This is a genomic window from Vibrio makurazakiensis, assembly GCF_050337375.1.
GTDB lineage: Bacteria > Pseudomonadota > Gammaproteobacteria > Enterobacterales > Vibrionaceae > Vibrio > Vibrio makurazakiensis.
The window spans coordinates 20,115-46,716 of the sequence record NZ_JAKJSW010000030.1; the positions used below are offsets into that span (position 1 = coordinate 20,115).

Here is a 26,602-nt window from a genome sequence, read left to right on the forward strand (position 1 = left end):
ATCTATACAAGTTCAACACCGTATAATATCTGTCTATTTATGCCGTAAATATGACCGCATTCACCTAAACAGGTTCAATTTCTTTTAAGTGACGCTGCGCGGATAACCTGGCTGCCACACTACCAAGCAAGGTTCCAATGATCAATAACAGCAATGACTCGTCCCAGCTCAAACCTATAAGTCTAAAGTGGCTATCATATAATTGAGCAAGATCTTCTACAGCGCTATTCAATAGTATCGTGATTAATGCTGTCAGTACCCAAGCGGTAATACCACCTAAGACACCGAACCACATGCCTGAATACAAGTAAGGTCTCAGTATAAAGCTGTCAGTTGCACCTATCAGCTTCATCGTTTGAATTTCATCTTTATTTGCTAAGACATTAAACCTTAGCGTGTTACCAATAATTAAGAATACAGCACCTAACATAAGCAATGTCAGTGTAATAACAACGACGCTCGCCAGCGCTTTGATTGCATCAAGTCGAGCTAGCCAATCTTCATCAAGTCGAACATCGGTAATTTCTTGTTCAGCTCTAACTTTCGTCGCGATGTCTTTTATTTTTTGATCGCTTTCAGCGCTCGGGGTAATGATAAGAACCCCAGGTAAAGCATAATCATCAAGCAGCGATAAGGCTTGGTCAAAACCAGAGTATTGGCTCAGGTCTTCTAGGCCTTGTTGAGGAGAGATATATTCCACCAAGGCCACTGAGTCCCAACTTTCCAGTTCATCTTTGAGCACCATTACTCTCGAGTCTGGGGTGCTTTCTTTTAAGTAAGCACTGATCTGGGAAGGGCTCGCTACATCTTGAGCGACTTCTCCGATATTTTTACCTAACAGATATAGGCTTGTTGGCATTGCTAACGCCATTGAAATAACGGCTAACGTGAGGATGTTCCCTAAAGGACGCAACCAAAGCTCCGCAAAAGAAGCTTTCGCCTGAGCAAAATGAATCGTGAAAAATCCGTCAGTACTTGGACGTTTACTTTCGCGGTTTTGCTTGGTTTTCTTGTTACGTTTATTAGCGGCCATAATCTTCAACCTCACTTAAGAAGCCTTGATTCAGTTCTAAATGACGATATTGAGGGCGAGTGTTCACTAACCCTATATCATGGGTCGCAAGTAGAATCGTAACCCCAGCTCTGTTGAACTCTTCAAACAGACGTAATACGCGATTAGACAACTCAGGGTCTAAGTTACCTGTTGGTTCATCGGCTAATAGCAATGTTGGGCGGTTTACCACTGCGCGAGCAATACCCACACGCTGTTGCTCACCACCAGACAACTGGCTCGGCAAACAACGAGCTTTATCGAGTAAGTCTGTTTTATCCAACGCAGCACTGACGCGGCGTTTAATTTCATTCTCAGAAATTGACTCGATTCGCATTGGCAGAGCAACGTTGTCAAAGATCGATCGATCCATCAATAAACGATGATCTTGAAAAACAATACCGATATTACGACGCAGAAATGGAATGTCTTTCGCTGGTATCCGAGTGATATCGTGATCGTTAAAGCGAATCTTCCCGTCTGTTGGACGTTCAATCGCACAAATCAATTTCAGCAAGGTACTTTTACCTGCACCAGAGTGCCCGCCTAAAAAAGCCATCTCTCCACGACGAAGATGAAAATCTACTTTTTGTAAGGCTTGCCTTCCACCACGGTAAGCTTTACTGACTTGCTGAAATTTTATCACCGAAAAATCCTCTTACCGATAACTCTTATCACGCTAATTGAAACTCGATCTTCGACCGATACAGTTATTCTTCGCGACTAAATAGTGCTTCAATGAAATCTTGAGACTCAAACGGACGCAGGTCATCAATACCTTCACCCACACCAATGTAGCGAATTGGGATTTGGAACTGGTCGGCAATTGAGAAGATCACACCACCTTTCGCAGTACCGTCTAACTTCGTTAACGTAATACCAGTGACAGGGGCAACTTCACTGAATAGTTTTGCTTGGCTAATTGCGTTCTGACCTGTACCCGCATCAAGCGTTAACATAATTTCGTGTGGTGCTGAATCATCAATCTTCTTCATTACACGAACAATCTTACGCAACTCTTCCATTAGGTTGCTCTTATTCTGCAAGCGACCCGCAGTATCAGCGATAACAACATCTACTCCACGAGCTTTTGCCGCTTCAATTGCATCATAGATAACAGAAGCGCTGTCTGCACCAGTATGTTGAGCAATAACTGGTACATCGTTACGTTGACCCCAAACTTGAAGCTGTTCTACCGCAGCCGCACGGAATGTATCACCCGCAGCAAGCATCACTTTTTTACCTTCGCCTTGGAATTGCTTCGCTAACTTACCGATTGTTGTTGTTTTACCAACACCGTTTACACCGACCATTAAAATAACGTAAGGCGTTTTCGTGCTATCAATAACCAGTGGCTGCTCAACCTGAGTTAAGATTTCTGCCATTTCTTCTTTTAGCAGACCGTACAGCGCTTCACCGTCTTTAAGATCTTGACGAGAAGCTTTCTCTGTTAGGTTTTCAATGATCTTAACCGTGGTATTCATACCCACGTCAGCAATCAATAATTGCTCTTCTAATTCTTCAAAAAGCTCTTCATCAATTTCTTTGCCTTTGAACAAACCAAAGAAACCCGCACCAATATTTGCTTTTGTACGGCTTAAGCTGCGCTTTAAACGTGTAAAGAAGCTTTCTGTTGGCTTTTCTTGTACTTCAGAAATTTGTGGTTCAGCGACTTCAACTATAGGTGCTTCTGCTTCTGCTTCTGCTTCTGCTTCTGCTTCTGCTTCTGCTTCTGCTTCTGCTTCTGCTAGTTCAGGTTGTTCGGTTTCTTCAACCGGTTCAACTTTTTCTACAGCTTCTTGTTGTACTTCAGCTTGAACTTCAGACTCAACAATCTCTTGTTCAACTTCTGTCTGCTGTTCTTGTTTTGTCTCGTTCTGAGTTTGTGTGCTTTGTTCTTCATCACCAAAGCCAAGCCACGATAATAATCCGCGCTTCTTTTTTTCCGCCATCAGAGGGGTTTCCTAAATCTACTTATTAACTGTATCGACTCAATGCAATTCCACTCTTTACTGGTAGCATAAAGCGAATAGCAAAGAAAAATGACAAAGCAGTGAAAACTTTACGTTTAGCTTGCTACACTTTGTCATTGCAAATTTATTTAATACTCGAACCAAATTAATTTGGGCTCGGTATAGTATCACTTTATTAGCGGTCAAAAAATCTATGGTAAGACGTCGCCAGCAAAACACATCACAAAAAAAGCCATCCGGTGGCTTTGTTCGAATCATTAGTGGCTCATGGAGAGGAAGAAAACTCCCAGTTCATGATCTTGAAGGTCTTAGACCAACGATTGATCGAGTTAAAGAAACATTATTTAACTGGTTAGCTCAAGACATTCCAAGCTCAACCTGTTTAGACGTTTTCTCTGGTTCAGGAGGCTTAGGCTTCGAAGCTGCCTCTCGTGGCGCTAAACTTGTTACCTTATTGGAAATGAGCCCTAAAGCCGCGAAACAGCTTCAAGATAATGCAAAAGAGCTAAAAGCAGAAAATATTAATGTCGTAAATACCGATGCTCTTGCCTACTTACGTAAACCGGGTACGCCATATGAAGTGGTTTTTATTGACCCTCCATTTCGTAAAGGGCTGCTTGCTGAAACGGTTTTACTACTAGAGAAAAATGGCTGGCTCACCGACAATGCCATCATCTATATTGAAACAGAAAAAGAACTTCAGCTAGAAGCGATGCCTGACAATTGGGAATTGTACCGAGATAAAACAACAGGCCAATCGAGTTACCGACTATTTGAAAGGACAACTAAATGAAAATCTTACTTATGCTAGCGAAAGCCTCTATCGCTTTCGTTTGGTTTGTTTTAATTGTGAATATTTTCAACCCGTTTCCGGGAAATGCAGCCATTGCCTTATACATCATGACCGCTTTCTTGCTGTTCATGCACGGTATTCAAATGTTGATTTTCATCGGCGCATTTGGCGACAAAATCTCAATGAGTAAATGGGAAAAATGGTCCATTCTAATATTTGGTATTTTCGCTCTACTCGACATTCGTCGTAAACATATGATGTAAAATAGAGAACAAACAAAAACGCCACTCAATTGAGTGGCGTTTTTTTATCAATTCGACAATTAAGACATGTAGCCCTTGATACCATCTAAGAACATTTGGGTTGATAGCATGACCAATAATAGGCCCATCAAACGTTCGATCGCTTTCAAGCCTCTTTCACCGAGTATTCGCAAGAAGAAACCATTAAACATCAGGATGAAGAAGGTCACACCCCATGCAAGTAACACTGAGAGAGAAAGCTCAAGCATGTTGTCTGGGTTCTGGGTCGACAGCAATATTAATGCAGCAATAACTGAAGGACCCGCAATCATAGGGATTGCCATCGGCACAATAAACGGTTCTTCACCAGCAGCTAAACCAGTAATGCTACCAGCACTAGGGAAAATCATTTTTATCGCGATGATGAATAGAATGATACCACCCGAGATACTCAATGTTTCTGGCTGAACATGTAGAAAGTTCAGAATACTTTGGCCAGCAAACAAGAACAACATCAGGATAATCAGAGCAAAAACCAACTCGCGAACTAAAACCATTCGACGACGTTTTGGATCTATATGTTTAAGAATGGATAGAACAATTGGTAGGTTACCAAGTGGGTCCATGATAAGGAACAGCATGGTTGCTGCAGATAAGATTTCCATGAAAATGTCTCGAAAAGCTAGAATCCGCGGAGTATAGCAGCCCCATTCTTGCTTTTCGAATTATGACAGACTTTATTACTATTTAGTGGCTACATACTCGTGCCATATTGGTCATGATCTTGTCACCGTCTTGAACAACTTTTTCCATTTTAAAGAAAAAGGTCAGCAGCGCATCGATATCCAAATTATTCAATTTGCAGGTATGAAAGCGAGCTTCTGCACCATATTCACCCGCCAGAAAATCAACCAACTCGCTACGAGTCATTGGTTTTTCGTGTAATAAGTTAAGTACGTTATGTGCGTGGATTTCTGTCGTCATGCTCGCCTCTGAGTTATTTAATGAGACCATCATAGTATCGGACAATCAAAAATCGACTTTGATTCAGAGCAGCTTTCAGATAATCACACAACGACCGACGCGACAATCAACCCGTGAGCCAAGAAGTAACTCCCTGTCACCCACATGTATGCCCGAGCAATTGGCTTTCGATAGCGGTTTAGTGCGCTGGCTAACGCAGAGAGCGCAAGCACTATACATCCCATCAACCCCAGAGCATGCTCTAGTTTAGGATCAACGAGCCATACTTCTCCAGCTGCCCAAGTGAGCTGAATAAGCATAATGCCCATAATAACAACGGGAAATACGACTTTATCGAGTTGAGGTAATAACAAGAAAAACGCCACTACACTTGCCGCTAGCAGTAACGCAAGCAGCCACCAAACAAACTCTCCAGAAAGCTGTAACCAAAATGATTTGCTATAGCAAAGTTGTGCTACGAGGAAACATAAAAAATACAGTGAGCGTTTTTTAGTAAGAGTATGGAAAGAATCAGCCACAGCAGAAACAAGCAGCCCAGCAATAACCCAGTACGAGAACTCCACGGAAGGAGCCTGTGTAAGAACCATAGCTGCTAAAAGCGCAAAGGTCAGTACTTTGTAGAATAGAGACTGTGTTCTATGTCCCTGCTTGGTTCCTGATACAGCACCAATACCAGACAATGAAACCGCCACCCAACTCCACATACACTTACCTTCTTACGACAAATCGCCGCTAGTCTAGGCGGACTAAGCATGAAGTAAAGTATCAATCATTGAAACTTCGATCTTGATTGTGATTCCGTGAGAATTGAATCTATACCCTCAAACTTACCCTAGTTTGCCAACTCCCCTTCGCCTCACGATACAAGTCTTACCATAAAATGAGAAAACTCAATAAAGTAAGCCCTTGCTAACCCACAGCTAGCTTGCCTCTACAATGGAAGAGTTAAAAACAATAAAACTCTAGAAAAAACGGAAATAACAGTGAATCACCAAAACATAATACACCTTTGAAAACAATAAGTTAAAATCAAACAAGATATAGATTAAGACAAAATAGCTAGAGAGGAGCTGTAGACTTCATATTGGAGGTTAGTAAGGTTATTCGTCCATTTCAATCGACACCATATTGAGAATAATTACGATCTACGGGATTTAAAATAAAGTAAAACACAACAAACACTACAAACACCAAGCTGATACAACCGACAAGCCATTAATACACTTTAACATCTCTTAACATAGTAATTCACTCAATTAAACACCAAAAAATCAACAAGTTAAAACAAAACAGAACAAACAAAAAGCACAACGAACATTATTAAACCACCACAAAACCACAAGAAAACACACCTAAAAACAACCAAAACCTGACAAACTTACCTGTACTTTTAGGGCTTTCGAAAGTAATAGTTGATCTAACCCATTTATTAGTGCTATTCTTAAAAACATAGAGAGAATCAACAGAATAAAGGAGCAGTGTTATGATTTCTTCTTCACAAAAACAAGGCCTTGTAATGATTGCAGTAGTTGTTGGCCTAATGACACTGCCAATGATGTACTAAGCAATTTGCATTAAATAAAAAAAGGGACGCTCATGCGTCCCTTTTTTTATTTATGTATATCACTATGGGATTGAAATATGTTGAGAAAAGAAATCCCAGTTTGCATAGTAGAAACCAGCCGCAGCCAAGGTAATAACGGTCATAAGTAGGATTGCAGCGCGCCAAACAAAGCGCCCACTTCGAGGCGTTAGTTCTTTTTCGCATTCATCACACACCGATAGAAACTGTTTTTTATCCTCTAACTTATAGTCTTCTTCATGGACAATTTTATTTCGAATGGTTGCGATAAAACGCAGTTTACCTATCACATCATGTGGTAAACGTTCTTCACTACTGGTTATCAGCTGATGTAAGCCTTTCCCTTCTGCATGGTATTGCAGCCTGAGTAGTTTTTCTATTCGTCGAGTTCTTACGACGACTGTTTCAATATCTGACATTTCAGCCCTCCTACTATGCCTAATTATTTTAGTAGAGCTTTGCCCTATTCTTCTATATTCCGTTATAGGTTTGAGTGACCTAGCAGTTGTTTGTTTCAATATCCTAAACTAAATCGTTGATAAGCGTGAAGTAAGTCGAAAAAAAACAAAGCTTAGTTTTAGACTTCACGAATAATGCCTTTAAACACACAGCTCTCCTTAATGTCACATTAGAATAGCGACAGTTTATCTTTGGAGGTTCTATGCCAAGCTCAATATTTTTCGCGATACTCACTCTTGCTCTACTTGCTGGCTGGGTCTTTGTTGGCTTTTATCGAAAGCACATGCAAGGTGAAAATGCGCCAGAGCAAAAAGCCGATGTCACTGTACTGGATAAACAGTCTATCGATATACCAGAAGCACAACCAGGCCAAGAAGACCAAGAGTACTGGATTTATGTGCAACGTGGCCGATTAGGGCCAAAGCGTGAGTTTCAAGTGGGTATTCACTACTTTCATGCATTGAACCCTGGCGATAAGGGTACCTTGACTTACCAAGGTGACAAATTCTTGCACTTCGCGTTAAAACGTTAACTTACTATTTAGCGAGTAAGCTAAACGATTAAGCTAGCCACTTCATAAATATCACGTTGGCGCTAAGGCAGCAGCCAACGTGTTTTACTCGATTTAGATAACATCCAACTCATCCATAATGCACCACTACCGCTGATCACTATCCATAATGGAATAACCCAAGCAGGGTGACCTTGGTGCCACTCAAATTCTTTCATTGGCCATAAGAAGATTGGGTGAAGCAAGTAAATACCCAAGCTGTGCTGACTAATAATACTAACTACCTTATTGGCGTTCTGGGATAAATTCTCACCGTAATAACGACAAACCATAAACACCATACTTGCCGCCAACACGGTATTTAAAGTTTTATACGATAGCCAGCGCCCCACCGTGTATTCATCAGCAGCAACGCTCATCTCAACAACCATATAAACAGTACTGACCAGCGCAACTCCCCCCAGCAATACACTGACTATCAATGACAGTCGATTTAAAGGTACTTTCTTATAAAGAATGTAGCCTAACGGTAAGTAGCCAGCATATAGCCACAATTCATGGCTCCACGGCCCGTCAATACCGAGCAAAAACAGTAACGTCGTAAATAGCCAAACCGCGGTTAATGCGTAGACCCCTGTGTCACCGGTTTTGCGCACCATGATTTGTAGAAATGGGATCACAAAATACAGTGGTATGAAATAGTAGAAGAAGCCTAGATGGTAGTAGGTGTACTGATGATAGCTTTCCGCAAGGACCTTCCAGCTCGTCTCACTATCAAATCCAGCCAGTGACCAACCAGACAAATAGGTATAGAAGAGAGACCAAATAATGAATGGAACCAATACCTTGCCTAAACGACGCTTTACATAATATTTAGCATCTAAAGGTCTTTGATCGCTAAGCATCAAAGCACCAGTAATCAAAATAAATACTGGAACCGCCCAACGGCTGATACTGTTAACACCAACGGCAGTAAACCATTGGTCGAAAGGAATAGAGTTCAATTCATGTCGATACGGGGCAAGTACATGAATGGCAATAACAGCAACCGCAGCGACACACCGAGCCAAGTCAAAAAATAATACGCGTTGCTTCATGTAACCACCTGATTAAATTCTAATCTTCACACTATAGCAACAAAAAAGCTGACTGGTATGAATACCGAGTCAGCTTAATGTAAAAGCTCTAGCGAGTTCAAAACGATACACAATATCGTTACTTAAGCGGCCGTAATTTGTGGCACCTTAGGTAAACGAAGTGAAATAACAGTGGTAATAGCCAAGAAAACAAATGATACCCACAAGCATGCAGACAAACCGGCCATTTGGAATACCAAGCCCGAAAGAATAGTGCCAATCAAACGACCCATCGCATTCGCCATGTAATAGAAACCAACATCAAGCGACACACCATCACCTTTCGCATAGCTCACAATCAGGTATGAGTGCAATGATGAGTTCACCGCGAAGATAGCACCAAACACCATCAAGCCACCGATGATAACAAATTCGGGTTGCCAGCCAATTTGCACGGCATAAGCAATACTAGCGGTCACGATAGCCAGAGCTCCTGCCCATAATAGTGCCGCATGTCCATCAGGTACCTTGCCTTGGGCTTTACCAGTAATCTTAGGCGCTATGCCTTGTACAAAACCGTAAGCGATAGTCCAAGCCGCTAAGAAACCACCAACCCATGAGTGATCCCAACCAAATACACTACCGAGATAAATTGGCAGAGCAATCACAAACCACACGTCACGAGCACCAAATAGGAACATGCGCGCAGCAGATAAAATGTTGATTGATTCAGACTTAGAGAAGATTTGTTTGAACTTAGGCTTAGTTTTCGCTTTACCCATGTCCGCTTCTAAGCTCACCACACTACCAACGAAGACCAATGCCAATACAGCTGCCATCGCAATCACTGCGTATTGGAAGCCAATCGTTGAAAGCAATAAGCCACCAATAAAGAAGCCTGCACCCTTAAGCGCATTCTTAGATCCGGTCAAAATCGCAATCCACTTATAAAGCGCGCCTTGCTGTTCATCAGGTACCAAGGTTTTGATTGAGCTCTTGGCACTCATCTTATTGAGGTCTTTGGCAATACCAGATAATGCCTGCGCTGTCATTACCCAAGGGATAGTCAACATTGCGGATGGCACCGCAAGCATACCGAGCGCGACGACTTGCATTCCTAACCCGATGTTCATGGTCTTGTTGAGTCCAAGACGGGCCCCTAACCAGCCGCCGATTAGGTTCGTCACCACACCAAAAAACTCATAGAAAAGGAACAGTGAGGCGATTTCTAACGAACTGTAGCCAAGATCGTAAAAATACAGAACCACCAGCATACGAAGTGCACCATCAGTAATGGTGAAGTTCCAGTAGTTGAATGTCACCAACATGTACTGGCGAACGCTCTTACTTAGATTTGAAAACATAACGCTATCTCTGCAATCTAAAAAGAGCTTCTAGATCATAGATGTCCAAAAGCTCTAATTCCTTACTTTCCACTTAACTTATACTCAAAATAATTGGAGTTGCAGCTAGGCAACAAGCAAGTTCAGCCCTATGAGCATAGGTGTTCTATGTGATTAGGGTGAACTTGCGCAGTTAACAACGCTGCAGGTTCAAGTATGAAGAGCTACGCAGAAGCTACGCCATTGATATACTCAACCTGGATTGGTTTAGTGAATGCGCCTGGGCGAAGTGATTGCACTTCTTGAACAATCTTGCCTAGATCCCAGCTCTTCTCTAACAGCAGATGTGCTGCTAGCAACCCCGTACGACCAGAACCGCCCATACAATGCATTGCTACCTTACCGCCATTATCAACAACTTGATGTAATGCTAGGCTAGCTGCCTGCCATTTTTCAGCAAAATTCGCACCTGGTGCACAATCGTCTTCAATTTCGATTTGGAACCACTGCATACCTAACGCACGTGTTTTCTCACCAAGTGCCGCAACATCTTTACTAGCAAGCTCATGGTCATCAAGCGCTGTCACGATAGCTTCCACGCCTTGCGCTTTAAGTTGAGCTAGAGATGCATCTAGATCAGCGTCTTTGGTGCCAGGACACGGAGTAAGCACTAACGCACCAGTTTCTAAATCTAGTTGCCATGTTGGATGTGTCATTATGTATTCTCCAGATTCTACTATTTCTTAAGTATGCAGGCTTATGCAAGGCCAACGGTGCGTACTAGCTCTGCTGTACGCGTTGCGTAGCCCATCTCGTTGTCGTACCAAGCGTAAATCTTAACCATGCGCTTACCAACTAACATAGTTGATAGTGCATCTACGATGGTTGAGCGTTGGTCGCCTTTGTAATCGATAGAAACCAGTGGACGCTCTTCAAAGCCAAGAATACCTTTCAGTTCATTCTGAGACGCTTCTTTCAGCATCGCGTTAACTTCTTCTGCTGTCGTGTCTTGCTTCACTTCAAAGATGATATCTGTCAGAGAAGCGTTCGCTAGAGGTACGCGAACCGCATGACCGTTGATACGATTTTCAAGCTCAGGGAAGATCTCAACAATCGCTTTAGCGCTGCCCGTTGTTGTCGGTATAAGGCTCATGCCACATGCACGTGCACGGCGTAAATCTTTATGTGGCGCATCAAGAATAGTTTGCGTGTTGGTTAGATCGTGAATAGTCGTAAAAGACGCATTCTCGATACCTAACTTTTCATTGATCACTTTAACCACAGGCGCAATACAGTTTGTTGTACAAGACGCTGCCGTAACAATTTTGTGTACTGCTGGGTCAAAGATGTTGTCGTTCACACCGACAACGATGTTTGCAATGCCTTCTTCTTTTACTGGCGCAGATACCACAACACGCTTCACGCCTTGCTCTAGATATTTGTTTAGGAAAGATGTCTTACGGTGAACACCTGTCGCTTCGATTACCACATCACAGCCAGACCAGTCGATCGCATCAATATCGCGTTCTTGCGTTGTTTTAATGCGTTGACCGTTAATGATCATCTCATCGCCTTCAACCACAACTTCGTGACTCCAGCGACCTTGGACCGAGTCAAACTCTAGAAGGTGAGCAAGCGTTGCTGTATCACCTGCCACATCATTGATTTGAACAAACTCTAACTCTGGCCAATCAAACGCCGCGCGAAGAGCCAAACGACCGATACGACCGAATCCATTAATTCCTACTTTTACCGTCATAATTTAATCTCTACTTTTATTGGCAACATACGGGGCGGTTCGACATTTCCTGCAACCTGACCATGTCTGCTTGATATTCAGTTTTTAAACAATTTGATGCTACTAAATCTTCAATTAACTTATTCATCCAACCAGGAAGCCCATCAGATAAGCGATAGAACACCCATTGACCTTGGCGAACATCCGTTACGATTCCAGCCGATCTTAACTGAGCAAGATGACGAGAAATTTTAGGTTGGCTTTCTTGAAGCGCTTGTGTGAGTTCACCGACAGAAAGGCATTCCTGACGCACAATCAGCATCACGCAACGTACGCGTGTTTCATCTGAAAGCAGTTTGAAAAATTGGTGGGGTAACATCTAACATACTCATATATGGATATGCGTATATATTAGGTAAAAAAAAGCACACGTCAATACGTGTGCCTTCATTGTAATAAAACATTCACAGAGCTTTATGCGGGGTTATGACTCATATTTTGGCTCCAACGCTGGGCTTCAATAAGCTCATAACGAACATCTTCAACCCGTAGCCCCAGGTGGTTACAGTGCTTTTCAATCCCTTGCCAATCGGCAAGTTCAAAGCTTTCTTCTAACGCTAGCAAGGTACCCAAAGGCCCTTCCCTACGCAATAAAGCAACTTTAATCATTTTAGACAAAGGTAGTTGCTCGACTAAAGACTCAAGAGAGAGATCGAGAAGCGCATCCAAAATAGAAAATAGTCCTATCATAAACGCCTGTTCCGAGTGGCTTTTAAATGGATGATAGCGAGACATCAACTGACAGAACTGTGCGCGCTGTAGCGATAAGCTATAAAGCTCTTTCGGTTTTTTGTCTGACACATAAGACGCAACCGCGAGTGAAACAAACATCTTCAGTTTGTCTTGTCCTAAATAAACAAGAGCCTGCCTAAATGAAGATATCGTCACTTCTAACCTAGGCGACATGCTATTCACAAAACGCAGTAACTTATAAGAAAGTGCGACATCTTTCGCGACTACTTTTTCTATTCGCACAAAGTCTACTTCAGGCTTACACACTTCTTGAAACAGCTCCATGGCAATCACTTGCTCTGGGCTTATATATTTGGTTTTCACCACTTCAGGCTTACTAAAAAAGTAACCTTGAAAGAATTTAAAACCCGCTAATTTTGCTTGCTCAAACTCAGATTCAGTTTCGATCCGCTCCGCTAAAAATTGGTACTTATTACCTTTATGCTGCTTCACTACATCACACGCAACATCCAACCCCATCTGCATAATATCGAGCTTTACAATATGTACGTATTGTAGGAAACGTTCCCATTCTGGAGTAAAAGTAAAATCATCCAGTGCGATCATATAGCCTTGCTGGTAAAGGTCTTGAATGGCCTCTAATAATTCATCGGTTGGTAAGCATGTTTCTAGTACTTCAACCACAACCTTATCTTTTGGCAAGCTCAGTGGTAACCGGCGAATCAAACTCGAATATGGGAAGTTAATAAAGCATCGAGAAGCAGGGATCGATGGGTTCGTCCCTATTGATAAAAAGTTTTCAACTATTAGACGATACGTCGCTCGATTCGAATCTATGTGCGCTGGATAAGCATTGCTCTCACCATCACGAAATAGCAACTCATAACCCAGAGTATGCTTTTTTCGATTAAAGATAGGTTGACGAGCAACGTATGTCGTAGTCATTTATGAATAACTCAAATATTAAGTGCTAAATATTATTACGCTTTAGCCGCAGCTAATAAGGCACCACACCCCATAAACATACCACCAAAGATTTTGTTAATTCGGCCCATGACGCGATCTGAACGAATGAATCGTCCCATTTGCGCAGCCAATGATGTATAGCCTAACATAACGACACCATCAATGATTACTGTGGTAACACCTAACACCAAAAGTTGTGGCAGCTGTGGCTCACTTGGGTTCAAAAATTGAGGAAAAAGAGCCACTAAAAATACAATCGACTTAGGGTTAGTCAGATTAATAAGCACCGCTTTGCGCATAAGAGTAAAACCAGAAAGTGACTCCACATCTTGCTGAGCGATCATGCTTGAGCGATCTCGCCATTTTTGAATACCTAGCCAAACTAAGTACACCACACCTACCCATTTGATAATGGTAAAAGCTAATGCAGACTGTGCAACTAACGCACCAATTCCCGCACCAACCAACATAATGTGGAAAGCCAACCCAATTTGAAGACCAGCAATAGATGCCAAAGATTTACGAGTACCGTAGCTCAAACCATTACTAATAGAGTTAACCGTACCTGAGCCTGGAGCCAAACTAAATACAATCGCAGTAACGACATACGCCAACCAAACATGAGTATCCATTGCATTTCCTTATTAGTGGTTTAATCTAACATTTATCAAATAGGGTTTTCTGAAGTTCAAAACCAGCAGCATTTTTTAGGTAGTAGTAACATGGCTGAATCTAGCTCCAATAATCACACTTATACGCAAGAGCCAAGCTTCGAGCAAGCGATTAAACAGACAATTTCTCAGCTTTGGCAACAGCGAGAAGAAGGGTATTTCAAAACGGCAGATAAGAAAAAACTCTACTGGTGTAAGCTCACGAACCCAAGCCACAAAAAGTCAGTACTGGTCGTCAATGGCCGCATTGAATCTTGTTGGAAATACCAAGAACTGTTCTACGACTTATATCAACAGGGCTTTGATGTTTACTCCTACGATCACCAGGGGCAAGGAATGTCAGATAGGCTTGTTAAGGGCTCTGATATTGGTCATGTGATTGAGTTTGATGATTACGTGAATAACATGGCGCAAATAGTCGAACATTTTTCTCTATCAGATGACAAGCCATGCTACTTACTTGCGCACTCTATGGGGGGAGCGATCGCCACTCGCTATTTACAGACAAATCCAAATCACCCATTCCAAAAGGTCGCATTAAGTGCACCTATGTTTGGAGTGAACCTGGAGTGGTACTTGAAGCCCTTTGCCCCTTTATTAAGTCAAATTCTGGCAGCGGTTTACCCAAGGCCTACCTACGCACCGGGTCAGCAAGCCTACTTTCCAAAACCTTTCGACAACAATCCACTCACTCGAAGTCAAGTGCGTTACGAATGGTTTAGAAAACTCTATGAGGATAAGCCACAACTGAAAGTGGGAGGAGCAAGTAGCCAATGGGTTTGGCAAGGGCTTATGGCGGCTAAACAGTGCATCCTTATGACTCGACAAATTAAGGTGCCGCTACTGTTAGTTCAAGCTGGGGACGATCGTATCGTAAGCAATCAAGCTCACGTTCGATTTATCAAAAAACTAGCGAAGACCAATCCAGGCTGTGCATTTAAAATTGTCCATGGTTCACAGCATGAAGTGTTATTTGAAAAGGATGAGTTCCGTAATCAGGGGCTAGATGCCATCAATCAGTTTTTCACTAACCATCCCGGCAAATAACGATACAAGTGAGTGTGGAATAAAGAGGAAAAGAACAACCTGAGCTTTACCCTCTTTTATGTCTCCGATTTCGCATACAATTTATCAGTCGAAATCGACAGTATTAAGCAACCGCGTAAAGCTTTAGCATCCAAGTAATAACCTAATGAGGGCTACATGACGACATCAACATTCAACAAAGACAGCATTAAAATCGTTGCATCGGATCTAGATGGTACTTTACTGGCACCTAACCACCAGTTAAGCCCCTTCACCAAACAAACTTTAACTGAGCTCCACCAGCAAGGTTATACGTTTATTTTCGCGACAGGTCGTCACCACGTTGATGTTGCAGGTATCCGTGAAATAGCGGGGATCCCAGCGTATATGATCACTTCAAATGGCGCGCGTGTGCACGACCAAAATGATCAGCTGATGTACAGCCAAAATGTTCCTCAAAATTTAGTGCAAGCGGTTGTTGATGTGGTTCGCCAAGATCCAAATATCTTTATTCACATGTACCAAAATGAAGATTGGTTATTGGACCGCGAAGACGAAATGTTAGCGAAATTCCACAGTGAATCCGGCTTTAGTTACAAACGCTTCGAGGCTGATAAAGCGCCGAGTGAAGGTATTGCTAAAGTTTTCTTCACACACCCAGAGCACGATCATGAACACTTAGTCACGTTTGAGAAAAAGCTAAGAGATACTTTTGGTGACAAACTGAATATCGCATTTTCGACACCTTGGTGCTTAGAAGTGATGGCAGCGGAAGTGTCTAAAGGTCACGCTTTGGAAGCGGTAGCAAAGTCACTGAACCTTGCCTTAGATAACTGTGTCGCTTTTGGTGATGGTATGAATGATGTTGAAATGTTGGATATGGCTGGTCATGGACTAATTATGGCAACGTCACACGAAAAAGTGATGCAAGCATTACCCAACAACCCTGTAATTGGTAGTCATGCCGATGATGCTGTGGCTCATTTCCTCAAAGATAACCTGCTATAAACAGTTAACTCAAAGACACACTAGGCAGCGAGTTCGCTGCCTTTTCTTTATTCAGTTTTGGATAGCAAAAGCTAGAGTGTTTCTTTCGTTAGAATAGCCTGCCATTCCGATTCTGATACCGGCATGATAGATAAACGGTTGCCACGTTTCACCAACGGCATATTTTCGAGTTCGGGCATAGCTTTCATTGTCGCGAGTGGAATTATGCGCTCCGTATTACGCACAAATTCAACATCGACCATAATCCAACGAGGATTATCTTGCGTTGATTTAGAGACAAGCTCGTTTAGATGTCCCTGAAAGCATTCAGCCTCAAACCTTTATTATTCGAGGTCAAGCTGTCGTCGGCCATGAAACACGAACCTTTACACCTTGCGGTAGCCAACAACAATTTTGGTTAGACATGAAACCAGAGCAAACCCAACTCGCTTTGCAACTGGCTAGAAAACCTTACGAGCCAATGTATAGCGAACTTATTGGCTATTTAGCCCCACCAAGTCAAACGGGTTACAACGCCGACTACGCTGCTCGCTTTGTTGTAAAACAGATCAATATGCTGACCGCAGAAAACCCTAATCGCTGCCAACAACCCATTCGTTCAACCCGAGTGTTCGGCACTGAACCATTTTGGTCAGCAAGCTTCACAAAACAGCATTTAGAGTTCTCTAAGATGGGAGAAGATAAACGCAGGCTCCCAATTACCAGCAGTCACATCTCCAGCACAAGCCGTGAATATCAACTCAGCGACGGGCAACTCAAACTCAAGCAGGTAACCTGCAGCGATGGAATGAGCGACTCGCTCTATGGCTGGCAAGCAAGCCTGACGGATTCTGATAAACAGTACTCAGGCTGCGCGACACTAGCAAACCAAGACCCGACTCTACGATGGGCAGGTTCTTACGTAGCAAACTCAATTAAAAATGAAGGCTTCTCTGTAGAACTAAAACTGAATGATGACCACAGTGCATCTACAACTTATCGCTATACCGGAGAAGACTTACCGACTATCGAGAAAGGTTTTTGGCAACAGTTAAATGATAAACAAGTTCAAGTCGTCATGACGCGTCATCAGCAACAGTATTTAGTTTCTGAACGCATCTTTAGTCGCACAGACAACCAGTTAACCGCAGAAAAAGAAAAAGTTGGCAATGTCGTTTACCCAATAGCAAATGGTGGGCTGACATTATTCAAAGCCCCACTCAAGCAATCTACGGGAACTCAGTAATCGATGCCTAAACTTATGTCTCAGACTCAGCCAGAACCTTGCCCTGAATGTGGTTTTCGTCATCAATGCATCTGTCACCACGTACCCCGCATTGACAGTAATATAGAACTGGCGCTTCTTACCCACAGTAACGAGTTCACCCGTGATACCAACACCGGGAAGCTGCTCACTCAAACTCTAAACCATTGCAACGTTTACGAGTGGCAGCGTAAGTCACCACCTCAAGACTTATTAGATAAAATTGCTAACCCTAAAATACAAGCTTTTGTGGTTTACCCAACAGAAGATAGCATTACGACCAGCGAAGCATTTACTTCAAGCTTATCTGGGCAAACTCCGCTATTTATTATCCTTGATGGTACGTGGCAAGAAGCAAAGAAAATGATCAATAAGAGTGACTGGTTAAGTAAACTCCCTAGCGTACATCTAAAAGTAGAGCAGACTTCTAACTATCAATTGAGACGAAACCAAGATGAAGGGCATCTCTGTACTTGTGAGGTAGGCAGCCAGCTATTAGTGGAGTCTGGTCATACAGATCACGCACAGCAGCTCGACCAATATTTTGATTTGTATATGCGAGTGTTTAAAGCGGATAAATGCGGGCACGCACTTTCATAATGACTCATTGTGCTTAGTGCTCACACATCACCAACCAGAACCACATAAGTGCGAATGTATGGCTACACTCGCACTTATGTTTCACGTGAAACGATTGAAAGTTATCAACTAATTACCATTAGTGACTAGAAAATTCGTTCCGGTTTGCCAAAGTAGAAACCTTGCAGGTAGTCGATCCCCATATCTTCAGCAATCAAACAAATCTCTCGGTTATGTACAAATTCAGCGACGGTTTTAGCATTCAAAATTTGGCATAAGTTCACCAGTTGATGGGCAATTTTTCGCTGTTTAGAGTCTCGGTCAATATTCTTAATCAAGCTCCCATCAAGCTTGATAATTTGTGGTTCAAGCTTAATGATTTCATCGATGTTGGAATACCCAGAGCCAAAGTCATCAACAATAATACTCACCCCAAGCTCTCGAAAGTGATTACAGACTTCAATCATTCGTCCATAGTCTTTGATTTGCTCCGTTTCTAACACTTCCAAACCAATACGCTGTGGGTGGCTAATTTTCTTAATCGACTCTTCTAAGTGGATTAAGGTCTTTTCATTCAAAAGGTCTTGAGGAGATAAATTAATAGAAAACGAATCGGTAGTTTCACTCATATAATCAAAAGTACGCTGGATCATCTGACGGCTAAGGCGTGTATACAGATGCGTCCCTTCAATGATAGGTAAGAAGTTACCCGGAGCAATGATTTGACCATCTTCTTCAATACGAACTAAACATTCATAACTGGCGATTTGATGAGTTCCAGCCTCAACTATCGGCTGAGCACACGCCACGACATTCTGATGAAGCACCGCTCGACTCACACAAGACAGCCAACCTAACTGCTCTTGGCGATTACTCTCTAGAGACTTTAATGCTCGAGCGTTTACAAAGTGCTTATTATTACTGACCGCATGTCGACGAGCTTCAATCGATTTCAAAAGTAAGTCATCAACGGATTCTTTAGGGAAATCACTTCGGCTTGCAAGCCCTCCACTAACCGACACCGACAAATAGTCGATATCAGGCAAACCCAAAGGCTCGAAATTCACATGCTCAATTTCATCGGCAAAGTCAGAAAAGCGCTGCAGGATATACTCGTTACTGGCAGAGCTTTTAAAGACTGTCGCCCACTCACCAACACCAATGCTATACAACTGGCACTCTTCGTTAAAACGATCGCGTAATACCGACTGAAAATACTCGCTCAAATCATGCAGTAACTTATCGCCAACTGAGTAACCATACTTTTCATTAATCTGACCAAAGTTAATGACTTTCAAACTCAACAAGTGGCTCGAAAGATCCATCTTCACCAGTTTTTCGCGCAAAACACTTCGATTAGGTAAGCCTGTTCGCTTATCGAGACGATAGCTGGCAGTTAGGTCATTCGCTTGTTCTTGTATCTTACTCACCATCCCTACATTCATTTCATCGACATCCAGTAATGAATTACGGATCAATGAGAATAATGGGGAAATGGAGTTCGTCCTTTCATTAACAATCTTAGGAATAGAACCGCAAGACTGACCTTCACGTAATGCAAGATAAGTAAGGCTATGATGTAAGATCCGCTGCTGCCCATTGTCATGAGTGAGTTCACCCATGCAATACACTCCATAACCGTCGCTGACTTCTTGAAAAACGTTGACCTCTTGATTGCCTTCAATGAAATCGAGACGCGAAGTACAGTTATAGATAAAAAACTGGTCAGGTAACGAGGTAGCCATTTGCTGAACGCCTAGGCGTAGTTGCTCTAGCGTTAGTGAAGGATGGTCATAGCAAAAACGAATTTCATCTCCGATATGAAATTCACCATCAAACTCAATCGAATCTGACTCTGTCGCCTTAATTGGCAAGAAGATATTTTGCTCTCGCGGATCGCCGACCATTAGTGGGAAGTCATGGAGCTGATTAAACGGGACTTCCCCACCATCAGCTAAGTAACGATTATAAACCTGTCGAACGGGTTGGTTATCAATAGTATGGATGGTTTTGCCCTGAGCACTCGTCACTCGAAAGGTTTTACCAATCGGGTTCCACTCTGTGTAATACCCAGTCCAAGCTGACAAGTCTTGACTGTTTAGAGACACGGCTACGCAAGCATTTTCGTAGCATTGTCCGTTGAGCATAACCCAACGGCCATTATCAGTAATAGTTGATGCACCACCAGCTATATGTACGGCAGGTAGCGAGTTGCTAAATGCGGAAAACAATTCGGTTTTACCCATGTCCAAACGATCAGCAAAGCAAATCACCGATTGAGTATGTTCAGAGCAATTTAACTGATGATAAAGTTCGACGCTGGCGCTTGTGAGGTCGTTACCATAGTGAGCTAGTGCTGGGGAAAGTGAAACGCTATCAAAACGCGTAACAACCAGAAACAGTCCTTGATGCCTTATTTTACCTTTATCGATAAAATGATTGGCGCTGCAGCCAACTAAGGTTGCTGCTGGGAGCACCGTTTGAATCAATACACTGGCATATTCAACCTGCTCTTTCGTCATAGAAGAGAACAGCTGAACCAATAATGGTTCGTTAGCATCAAAGTTAAGTCGCCCTAACTCTATTTCGAGTTGTTCGAAATGCTTAACCCAAATAGAAGTAGACTGCATAGACACATTAATTGAAAAGTTAATGAAGAAACATACTGCTCGCAATTTATACGCTTTGCACGAATTCACCGCGTCATTTTATAAATAATGTGAGCTAGATGATAGGAAGCTCAATTGTACTCCCTACCAATATGCATTCAACTTATTAGGGGCTAGACCTCTTAATATAGGCGCTTGGGTTCACCTAAATAATAACCTTGTAGGTAATCCACACCCATATCTTCGACTATCGAGCAAACTTCTTGGTTATGTACAAACTCAGCAACGGTTTTGGCATTAAACACCTGGCACAGTTGCACCAATTGCGAGGCTATCTTTCTCTGTTTTGGATTTTTATCAACATTACGAATTAAGCTACCATCGAGTTTGATAATTTGGGGCTCAAGCTTGATAATTTCATCCACATTAGAATAACCAGAACCAAAATCATCAACGATGATTCTCGCTCCTAAAGCGCGGAAATAATTACACACTTCAATCATCCTTCCGTAGTCTTTTATCTCTTCCGATTCCAATACTTCAAGGCCAATTCTGCTCGGGTCGTTCAATAAACCTATGGATGATTCAAGAATTTCTAATGTCCTGTCGCTCATCAAATCTTGAGGTGATAAGTTTATCGAAAACGAGCCTTGTTTATCGGCCATAAACGACAAAGTATTTTTAATCATATGACGGCTAAGGCGTGTGTATAAGTGGGTATCTTCGATAATAGGTAGAAACTGACCAGGTGGAATAATTGAACCATCGCCTTCAATGATACGTACTAAGCATTCTTGCGCGATTTGCTGATGGCTATGAGCAGCAACAATCGGCWGACTATACGCGATAATATTTTCATCTAAAATTGCGCGACTTACACAACTTAACCAACCCAACTGATGCTTTCTATCTTCTTCATTCACCTGAATGTCTTTAGCATTGGTAATGTGCGTGTTATTCCTGACGCCATAACGACGAGCCTCAATCGCTTTAAGTAGCAGGTCGTCACAGGAATCCTGCATAAAGTCACGGCGACTGACTAAGCCACCACATAAAGATACGGATAAATAGTCCACATCGGATAAACCATATGGTTCAAAGTTGATGTGCTCAATAGCATCAGCAAAATGGATAAATTTCTGCTTAATAAACTCACTATCATTCGCAGCATGAAAGATGATCGCCCACTCCCCAATACCAATGCTATATAGCAAAATAGGGTAAGGGTTAGCGCCACGTTCCTCCAAGCGAGTCTTAAAGTGACTAGCAAGATCGCGTAATAACTGATCCCCTACCTGATACCCATACTTTTCATTCACTTGATGGAAATTGATCAATTTAAGAGTAAGTAAGTGCTCTCTAACATTGAGCTTAGCCAGGCGTTCCTTTAGCGCTATGCGATTAGGCAATCCCGTACGAGTATCAATTCGGTAGCTATCAGTGAGCTTCTTCGCCTGTAGATTCAACTTATGTTCCATATTGATATTCATGGTATCTAAGTCTGAAATCGCATTTCGAACTAGGTTCAGTAATGGCGAGACAGTTTCTTCGCTATTGAAATTGAGACGGTTAAACTCCGGCAGTTCATTCGACTCTCTAAGCGCTAGATACGTTAAACTGTGGTGTAACGTTTGTTGGGAGTTACCTTGAAGGTACAACTCCCCCATACAATACACACCGCCGACATTATTACGCATCCCTTCAAACGGCTTTAACTCTGTCATCCCATCAAGAAAATCTAACCGTGAAGCGCAGTTATATATCATCACAGTTTCAGGCTGGTGCATCACCAGAGATTCAACCCCATGGCGTACTTTCTCGACAGTTAATGATGGGTGGCTGTAGCAAAATTGAGTATCTTCCCCTTCTCGCCATTCACGATCAAATTCAAGGCTGCCATCAGGAAACACGTTCAACACAGTACTGACACTTTTCGTTCCACCAACATCTCGGTACAAAGGAAAGTTTTTTAACTGTTGAAAAGGCAGCTCTTGGCCATCAGCAAGATAGTGTTTGAACACATCAACGGCAGGCTTATCATTCAGAGTAAATAATCGCTTACCTTTTGCGTGAGTCACTCGGTGTTTCATCCCAATCGGGTTCCACTCTGAGTATGCCCCCGTCCAAACATTCAGGTTTTCATTGTGAATTGCGACGGCGACACAGGCATGCTGAAAGATCTGATCCTGAAACAGCACCCAACGTCCGTACTTATTTTCCTGGCATAAACCACCAGCAACAGGCACAGCATGGGTCAATTCATCAAAAGCGGAATAAATAGGATAATCTCGACCATCAACCTGGTCACAAAAACTAATGACGGCTTTCGATGCTGGCGTCAATTGTAAGTCACCGACTAACGCTAGACTGTCGAGTTCAGGTTGATGAGAGAATGGCTGTACGGAAGCGGTTAAGTGAGATTCAAAAAGCTCACTGACCATCACCATAGTACCGGAGGTTTCTAAGCGATTACCTTTAATTAGGTGAGTGGCACTTTGACCAATGATCGTACTATTCGGGAGGTTCTTTAGAAGAATAGAGGCACAACTCTGCACAACAGTAGCTGGTTGAGTCGAGAATATTTGAACTAAGTGGTGATGATCACTGCTCCACTCTCGTTCAATTAGCTGCGACTCCAGCAGCTCTTGCGTATGAGACAGGTATATCGATGTTTGCATGCCAAACCTTGTATAACAAACGCTCTAGAACTTCCCCATAACTTTAAAGTTAAAAGAAAGAACCAAAGCATTATTCGTAAACGATCATTCATATGCATCAGTTTACTATTAATGGCATGTCTATTTACAGTATTTCTAAAAGCTCCGAGATAAGATGGATTTCAAGATCTGGTAATACACGGGCTTTAGGTTGCTGAAAAAGGTTTAGCTTCCCGTCATTAAACCAACAGGCTTGAAAACCATTTTGCTTCGCTCCCTGCACATCAGTAATCAAATGGTCTCCCACATGAAGAATCTCATCGGCTTCAACATTCAAATGTTGCTGAGCTTGAACAAACATATCTGGGTACGGTTTTGCACGACCATCAGGACCGGCTTTGAGTATTAACTGGAAATACTCACCTAATCCAATTTTATTTGGATCAACATTCCCGTTCGTAATCGCAATTAGAGGTATTTTCTTACCTAACTCAGCCAGTACTCTTAATGATTCAGCTGGTACATCGACTTGATTACGTAAAAATAGCGCTCTTTGGATCCCATCCACTGCCGCTTGCTCTGCTTGTGGTTCTGTATAGCCTAGCTCGATCAGCCCCGTTTTAATTTGCGCATGACGCCAAGCCGTCACATCATGCATCAAATCAGGATTGAGCTTAGCCACTTTTTGTTTGACCTGCGCCCACTCTTGCAAGCTGATTGAACTTGAAACTGGATGGTGCTGAAAAAGCCACTCTGCCATTTTCTTTTCAACACGAGCAATCACAGGCCAGTTATCATAAAGCGTATCGTCTAAATCAAACGTCATAGCTTTAATTGGTCGTGGACTACGGTAAAAGTGCATAAGTTACCTCTACTATTTTTCGTCTTTCTTGCGAGCTCGAGGATGAGCTTTGTCGTAAGCTTGAGCTAGGTGTTGAAAGTCTAAGTGCGTATAAATTTGGGTCGTAGAAATATTTTCGTGACCTAACAACTCTTGTACTGCACGCAAGTTCTGGCTTGATTCAAGCATATGGGTAGCAAATGAGTGGCGTAATTTATGTGGACTAATATGGCTCGCTACGGACTGCTTTTTACCCCACTCTTCCATGCGTTTTTGTACGCTACGGTGAGAAATTCGAGTACCAAGTTTCGACACAAATAGAGCCGGTTCATCTGGGTGCGCTAAACTACTACGTACCTTTAACCATTTTCCTACCCACTCTTCTGCCAAACCAGAATATGGAGCCTTTCGCTCTTTATCACCTTTACCGATAACACGGATCTCACCTCGACCCGCGCTCAAATCCTTAACATTAATACCCACCATTTCAGCTAAGCGAAGTCCTGCTCCGTACATCACTTCCATCATTGCGCGGTCACGAATCGCTAGTGGGTCATCTTCATTCACTTCTAATAGCTGACCGACCTCATCAACATCGAGATTCTTAGGTAGTGGACGCTGCTTTCTTGGTGCCGACACCCCTTTCGCAGGGTTTGCCGACATAATCCCTCTCAAGACCAAAAAGTCGAAAAAGCTACGCAACGATGATAAACGCGTAGCAATACTGCTCGCTTTCATACCATCGCGCATACCTTTACTGGCGAGTTGACGAACCCACGCAGCATCAACTTGTTCCCAGTTTTTTAAACCAAGAACCACCAAGTATTCTGCCATGGTTTCAAGCTGCTGACGGTAGTTACGTTGAGTGTGAAGGCTTAGCCCCTTTTCGCTTCGAAGATATTCATAGAAACGGTCAAGAGGCTTTTGCAGGCTAGTAGGAAGTGGAGTACTGGGTGCTGGATTCATTCTGGCTCTGCCATGGTAGTGAGTTCGCCAAATGAGCCACAACAAGTGCTAAGTGGCGTAAAAACAAAGTGTCCATATAAGGTTGGAAATGGCCACCATCTTCACTAGAGAACGCAAGTACCCCTAGTGTAGACTTTTTGATCAGAGGCATAACAACGTATGACCCAAGTTCTGGGCTATCATTTCCACCAAATAGGTTTTCACGATCAACTTTCTTCAATCGACCTAAATACGCATCTTTGCCATTTAAGTGATTTAAAGTGAATCGCTGCAGCTTTTCTTGCGACAACGAGTAGCAACCAGACTCTTGCGACAGTAATTTAATGTGCGCCTTCAGCCCCAAATCTTTTGCTTTTGCCTCAATGGCTTTCACCACCTGTATGCAATCGTCGCATTTTAGGATCTGATCTTGCAGCTCCATAAACTCATAAAACGTTTTATCGTTATTAGCAGCCAGCGACATCAAACTGGTAATTTCTTCTTCCAGCTCTTCAATACGTTGGCGCTGACGTTTTAATTGAATTTCGACCAAAGATACAGCGCCCTGCTCTTGGTTATTGATTGATAGGCGATCAACCAGTTCTTTGCGATGCTGAAAAAAATCGGGGTTATCCCGTAAGTATTCAGCAACCACTTCAGCCGTTAAAGCATCGGCTTCTACGTAAGACAAAACTATTCCTTAGAGTTAATAACTGAAACTAGCAAGACAGCTGGCCATCAAACACATGGGTTGCGGGGCCGGTCATAAACAATGGTTTACCCGGACCTTGCCAACTAATGTGCAAGTCACCACCAGGTAAACTCACTTTTACATTTTCAGCTAACAAACCCTGTAAGATACCGACAGCAACCGCGCCACAAGCGCCACTGCCACATGCTTGGGTTTCACCAGCGCCACGTTCATACACTCGTAAGCGTACTTCGTCACGGCTAACTACCTGCATAAAACCTGCGTTCACTCTTTCAGGGAAGCGTTCATGAGATTCCAGTAAAGGCCCTAAGGTATCCACATCTGCAGTGTCAACGTCATCAACAACTGTCACCACATGTGGGTTACCCATACTCACTGCGCCGCAGAACAAGGTATGTTCATCAGTACGCAAAATATAAGTCTTTTCAGTTTGCTTCGCTTTAAATGGGATCTTACCTGGCTCAAATTCAGGAACACCCATGTTCACTGTAATCTGGTCATTATCTTCAATCTTCAGCACCATTTTGCCTTTTTTAGTGCTGACATTGATGCTGTATTTGTTAGTTAACCCTTTCATACGAACGAAACGAGCAAAACAACGAGCTCCGTTACCACACTGTTCAACTTCACTGCCATCAGCATTGAAGATTCGATAGTGGAAATCCGTCTCAGGATCATAAGGGGCTTCGACAACAAGTAGCTGGTCGAAACCCACCCCAGTATGACGATCCGCCAAGCGACGGATCAAATCAGGGGAGAAAAATATGTTTTGAGTAATGCAGTCCACAACCATGAAATCATTACCCAAACCATGCATTTTAGAAAAGTGGAAATGCATAA

The 26,602-nt window shown here is 42.7% G+C and carries 26 protein-coding genes and 2 pseudogenes; 7 read left to right on the plus strand and 21 right to left on the minus strand.

All coding sequences use genetic code 11. The features are described 5' to 3' along the window. Nucleotides 1-64: 64 nt before the first annotated feature. The 3 genes from ftsX to ftsY form a co-directional block, all read right to left on the minus strand. On the minus strand, nt 65-1,033 hold the full coding sequence (ftsX, locus tag L4C33_RS05070; RefSeq protein WP_428811363.1) for a permease-like cell division protein FtsX: 969 nt from the start codon (nt 1,031-1,033) through the stop codon (nt 65-67). Next, entirely contained in the window at nt 1,023-1,697 is a 675-nt protein-coding gene (gene ftsE, locus L4C33_RS05075) for a cell division ATP-binding protein FtsE (protein WP_428811364.1), read from the minus strand. Before ftsE ends, ftsX begins: the two co-directional genes overlap by 11 nt. A 64-nt stretch (nt 1,698-1,761) precedes the next feature. Continuing rightward, on the minus strand, nt 1,762-3,003 hold the full coding sequence (gene ftsY, locus L4C33_RS05080; protein WP_428811365.1) for a signal recognition particle-docking protein FtsY: 1,242 nt from the start codon (nt 3,001-3,003) through the stop codon (nt 1,762-1,764). Nucleotides 3,004-3,217: 214 nt separating this feature from the next. Between ftsY and rsmD the strand changes: the two genes are divergently transcribed. Further along, the gene (rsmD, locus tag L4C33_RS05085; protein ID WP_428811366.1) at nt 3,218-3,817 is read left to right on the plus strand and encodes a 16S rRNA (guanine(966)-N(2))-methyltransferase RsmD; all 600 of its coding nucleotides are present in this window, start codon (nt 3,218-3,220) and stop codon (nt 3,815-3,817) included. After that, entirely contained in the window at nt 3,814-4,080 is a 267-nt protein-coding gene (locus L4C33_RS05090) for a DUF1145 domain-containing protein (RefSeq protein ID WP_428811367.1), read from the plus strand. The genes rsmD and L4C33_RS05090 overlap by 4 nt, the downstream gene beginning before the upstream one ends. 59 nt (nt 4,081-4,139) lie before the next feature. Here the strand turns inward: L4C33_RS05090 and L4C33_RS05095 are convergent, their stop codons facing one another. From L4C33_RS05095 to L4C33_RS05110, 4 genes are all read right to left on the minus strand, one after another. Continuing rightward, a complete protein-coding gene (locus L4C33_RS05095) occupies nt 4,140-4,724 on the minus strand; it encodes a YhgN family NAAT transporter (protein WP_428811368.1) in 585 nt (194 codons plus the stop codon). An 82-nt stretch (nt 4,725-4,806) separates the two neighbouring features. After that, nucleotides 4,807-5,043, minus strand: coding sequence for a YecH family metal-binding protein (locus L4C33_RS05100; RefSeq protein ID WP_428811369.1), 237 nt, complete (start codon nt 5,041-5,043; stop codon nt 4,807-4,809). 83 nt (nt 5,044-5,126) lie between these two features. Continuing rightward, the gene (locus tag L4C33_RS05105; protein WP_428811370.1) at nt 5,127-5,747 is read right to left on the minus strand and encodes a lysoplasmalogenase; all 621 of its coding nucleotides are present in this window, start codon (nt 5,745-5,747) and stop codon (nt 5,127-5,129) included. 922 nt (nt 5,748-6,669) lie between these two features. After that, nucleotides 6,670-7,044 carry a DUF4145 domain-containing protein gene (locus L4C33_RS05110; protein ID WP_428811371.1) on the minus strand — a complete coding sequence of 125 codons (375 nt, stop codon included), beginning with the start codon at nt 7,042-7,044 and terminating at the stop codon, nt 6,670-6,672. Between the two features lie 242 nt (nt 7,045-7,286). Here L4C33_RS05110 and L4C33_RS05115 point away from each other — a divergent pair, with 242 nt between their 5' ends. Continuing rightward, nucleotides 7,287-7,616, plus strand: coding sequence for a DUF2500 domain-containing protein (locus tag L4C33_RS05115; protein WP_428811372.1), 330 nt, complete (start codon nt 7,287-7,289; stop codon nt 7,614-7,616). A 62-nt stretch (nt 7,617-7,678) separates the two neighbouring features. Here L4C33_RS05115 and L4C33_RS05120 read toward each other — a convergent pair whose 3' ends face one another. The 7 genes from L4C33_RS05120 to rhtB all read right to left on the minus strand — a co-directional run bounded on the left by L4C33_RS05120 (nt 7,679) and on the right by rhtB (nt 14,103). After that, nucleotides 7,679-8,692, minus strand: coding sequence for an acyltransferase (locus tag L4C33_RS05120; protein WP_428811373.1), 1,014 nt, complete (start codon nt 8,690-8,692; stop codon nt 7,679-7,681). 122 nt (nt 8,693-8,814) lie between these two features. After that, a complete protein-coding gene (gene arsJ / locus L4C33_RS05125; RefSeq protein WP_428811374.1) occupies nt 8,815-10,035 on the minus strand; it encodes an organoarsenical effux MFS transporter ArsJ in 1,221 nt (406 codons plus the stop codon). Nucleotides 10,036-10,238: 203 nt separating this feature from the next. After that, entirely contained in the window at nt 10,239-10,730 is a 492-nt protein-coding gene (locus L4C33_RS05130) for a cyclin-dependent kinase inhibitor 3 family protein (protein WP_428811375.1), read from the minus strand. 41 nt (nt 10,731-10,771) lie between these two features. Then, on the minus strand, nt 10,772-11,773 hold the full coding sequence (locus L4C33_RS05135; RefSeq protein WP_428811376.1) for an ArsJ-associated glyceraldehyde-3-phosphate dehydrogenase: 1,002 nt from the start codon (nt 11,771-11,773) through the stop codon (nt 10,772-10,774). 16 nt (nt 11,774-11,789) lie between these two features. Continuing rightward, the gene (locus tag L4C33_RS05140; protein ID WP_428811377.1) at nt 11,790-12,131 is read right to left on the minus strand and encodes a metalloregulator ArsR/SmtB family transcription factor; all 342 of its coding nucleotides are present in this window, start codon (nt 12,129-12,131) and stop codon (nt 11,790-11,792) included. 95 nt (nt 12,132-12,226) lie between these two features. Beyond that, entirely contained in the window at nt 12,227-13,450 is a 1,224-nt protein-coding gene (locus L4C33_RS05145) for an EAL and HDOD domain-containing protein (protein WP_428811378.1), read from the minus strand. Between the two features lie 35 nt (nt 13,451-13,485). Next, complete coding sequence (rhtB, locus tag L4C33_RS05150) at nt 13,486-14,103, minus strand: homoserine/homoserine lactone efflux protein (protein WP_428811379.1); 618 nt, start codon at nt 14,101-14,103, stop codon at nt 13,486-13,488. Nucleotides 14,104-14,193: 90 nt separating this feature from the next. On the opposite strand from rhtB, the gene L4C33_RS05155 reads away from it, so the two are divergent. Then, nucleotides 14,194-15,189 (plus strand): alpha/beta fold hydrolase, encoded by a 996-nt coding sequence (locus L4C33_RS05155; RefSeq protein ID WP_428811380.1) that lies wholly within the window; start codon nt 14,194-14,196, stop codon nt 15,187-15,189. A 156-nt stretch (nt 15,190-15,345) separates the two neighbouring features. Beyond that, nucleotides 15,346-16,176 (plus strand): Cof-type HAD-IIB family hydrolase, encoded by an 831-nt coding sequence (locus L4C33_RS05160; RefSeq protein WP_428811381.1) that lies wholly within the window; start codon nt 15,346-15,348, stop codon nt 16,174-16,176. A 71-nt stretch (nt 16,177-16,247) separates the two neighbouring features. On the opposite strand, the pseudogene L4C33_RS05165 reads toward L4C33_RS05160, so the two are convergent. Beyond that, a pseudogene (locus L4C33_RS05165) lies at nt 16,248-16,451 on the minus strand (EVE domain-containing protein); the annotation flags it as partial. A 5-nt stretch (nt 16,452-16,456) separates the two neighbouring features. Between L4C33_RS05165 and L4C33_RS05170 the strand changes: the two are divergent. After that, nucleotides 16,457-17,386, plus strand: a pseudogene (locus L4C33_RS05170) (COG3650 family protein); the annotation flags it as partial. An 18-nt stretch (nt 17,387-17,404) separates the two neighbouring features. Continuing rightward, a complete protein-coding gene (locus tag L4C33_RS05175) occupies nt 17,405-18,019 on the plus strand; it encodes a tRNA-uridine aminocarboxypropyltransferase (protein ID WP_428811382.1) in 615 nt (204 codons plus the stop codon). 125 nt (nt 18,020-18,144) lie between these two features. On the opposite strand, the gene L4C33_RS05180 is transcribed toward L4C33_RS05175, so the two are convergent. The 6 genes from L4C33_RS05180 to dapF form a co-directional block, all read right to left on the minus strand. After that, nucleotides 18,145-20,628, minus strand: coding sequence for a bifunctional diguanylate cyclase/phosphodiesterase (locus L4C33_RS05180; protein WP_428811383.1), 2,484 nt, complete (start codon nt 20,626-20,628; stop codon nt 18,145-18,147). A gap of 161 nt (nt 20,629-20,789) precedes the next feature. Beyond that, nucleotides 20,790-23,285, minus strand: coding sequence for a bifunctional diguanylate cyclase/phosphodiesterase (locus L4C33_RS05185; RefSeq protein WP_428811384.1), 2,496 nt, complete (start codon nt 23,283-23,285; stop codon nt 20,790-20,792). A gap of 124 nt (nt 23,286-23,409) precedes the next feature. Then, nucleotides 23,410-24,126 (minus strand): 5-amino-6-(5-phospho-D-ribitylamino)uracil phosphatase YigB, encoded by a 717-nt coding sequence (gene yigB / locus L4C33_RS05190; protein WP_428811385.1) that lies wholly within the window; start codon nt 24,124-24,126, stop codon nt 23,410-23,412. Nucleotides 24,127-24,138: 12 nt separating this feature from the next. Then, the gene (gene xerC / locus L4C33_RS05195; RefSeq protein WP_428811386.1) at nt 24,139-25,071 is read right to left on the minus strand and encodes a tyrosine recombinase XerC; all 933 of its coding nucleotides are present in this window, start codon (nt 25,069-25,071) and stop codon (nt 24,139-24,141) included. Further along, nucleotides 25,037-25,741: a DUF484 family protein gene (locus L4C33_RS05200; protein ID WP_428811387.1), complete on the minus strand. Its 705-nt coding sequence runs from the start codon at nt 25,739-25,741 to the stop codon at nt 25,037-25,039. The genes xerC and L4C33_RS05200 overlap by 35 nt, the downstream gene beginning before the upstream one ends. 28 nt (nt 25,742-25,769) lie before the next feature. Then, on the minus strand, nt 25,770-26,600 hold the full coding sequence (gene dapF / locus L4C33_RS05205; RefSeq protein WP_428811388.1) for a diaminopimelate epimerase: 831 nt from the start codon (nt 26,598-26,600) through the stop codon (nt 25,770-25,772). Nucleotides 26,601-26,602: the final 2 nt, after the last annotated feature.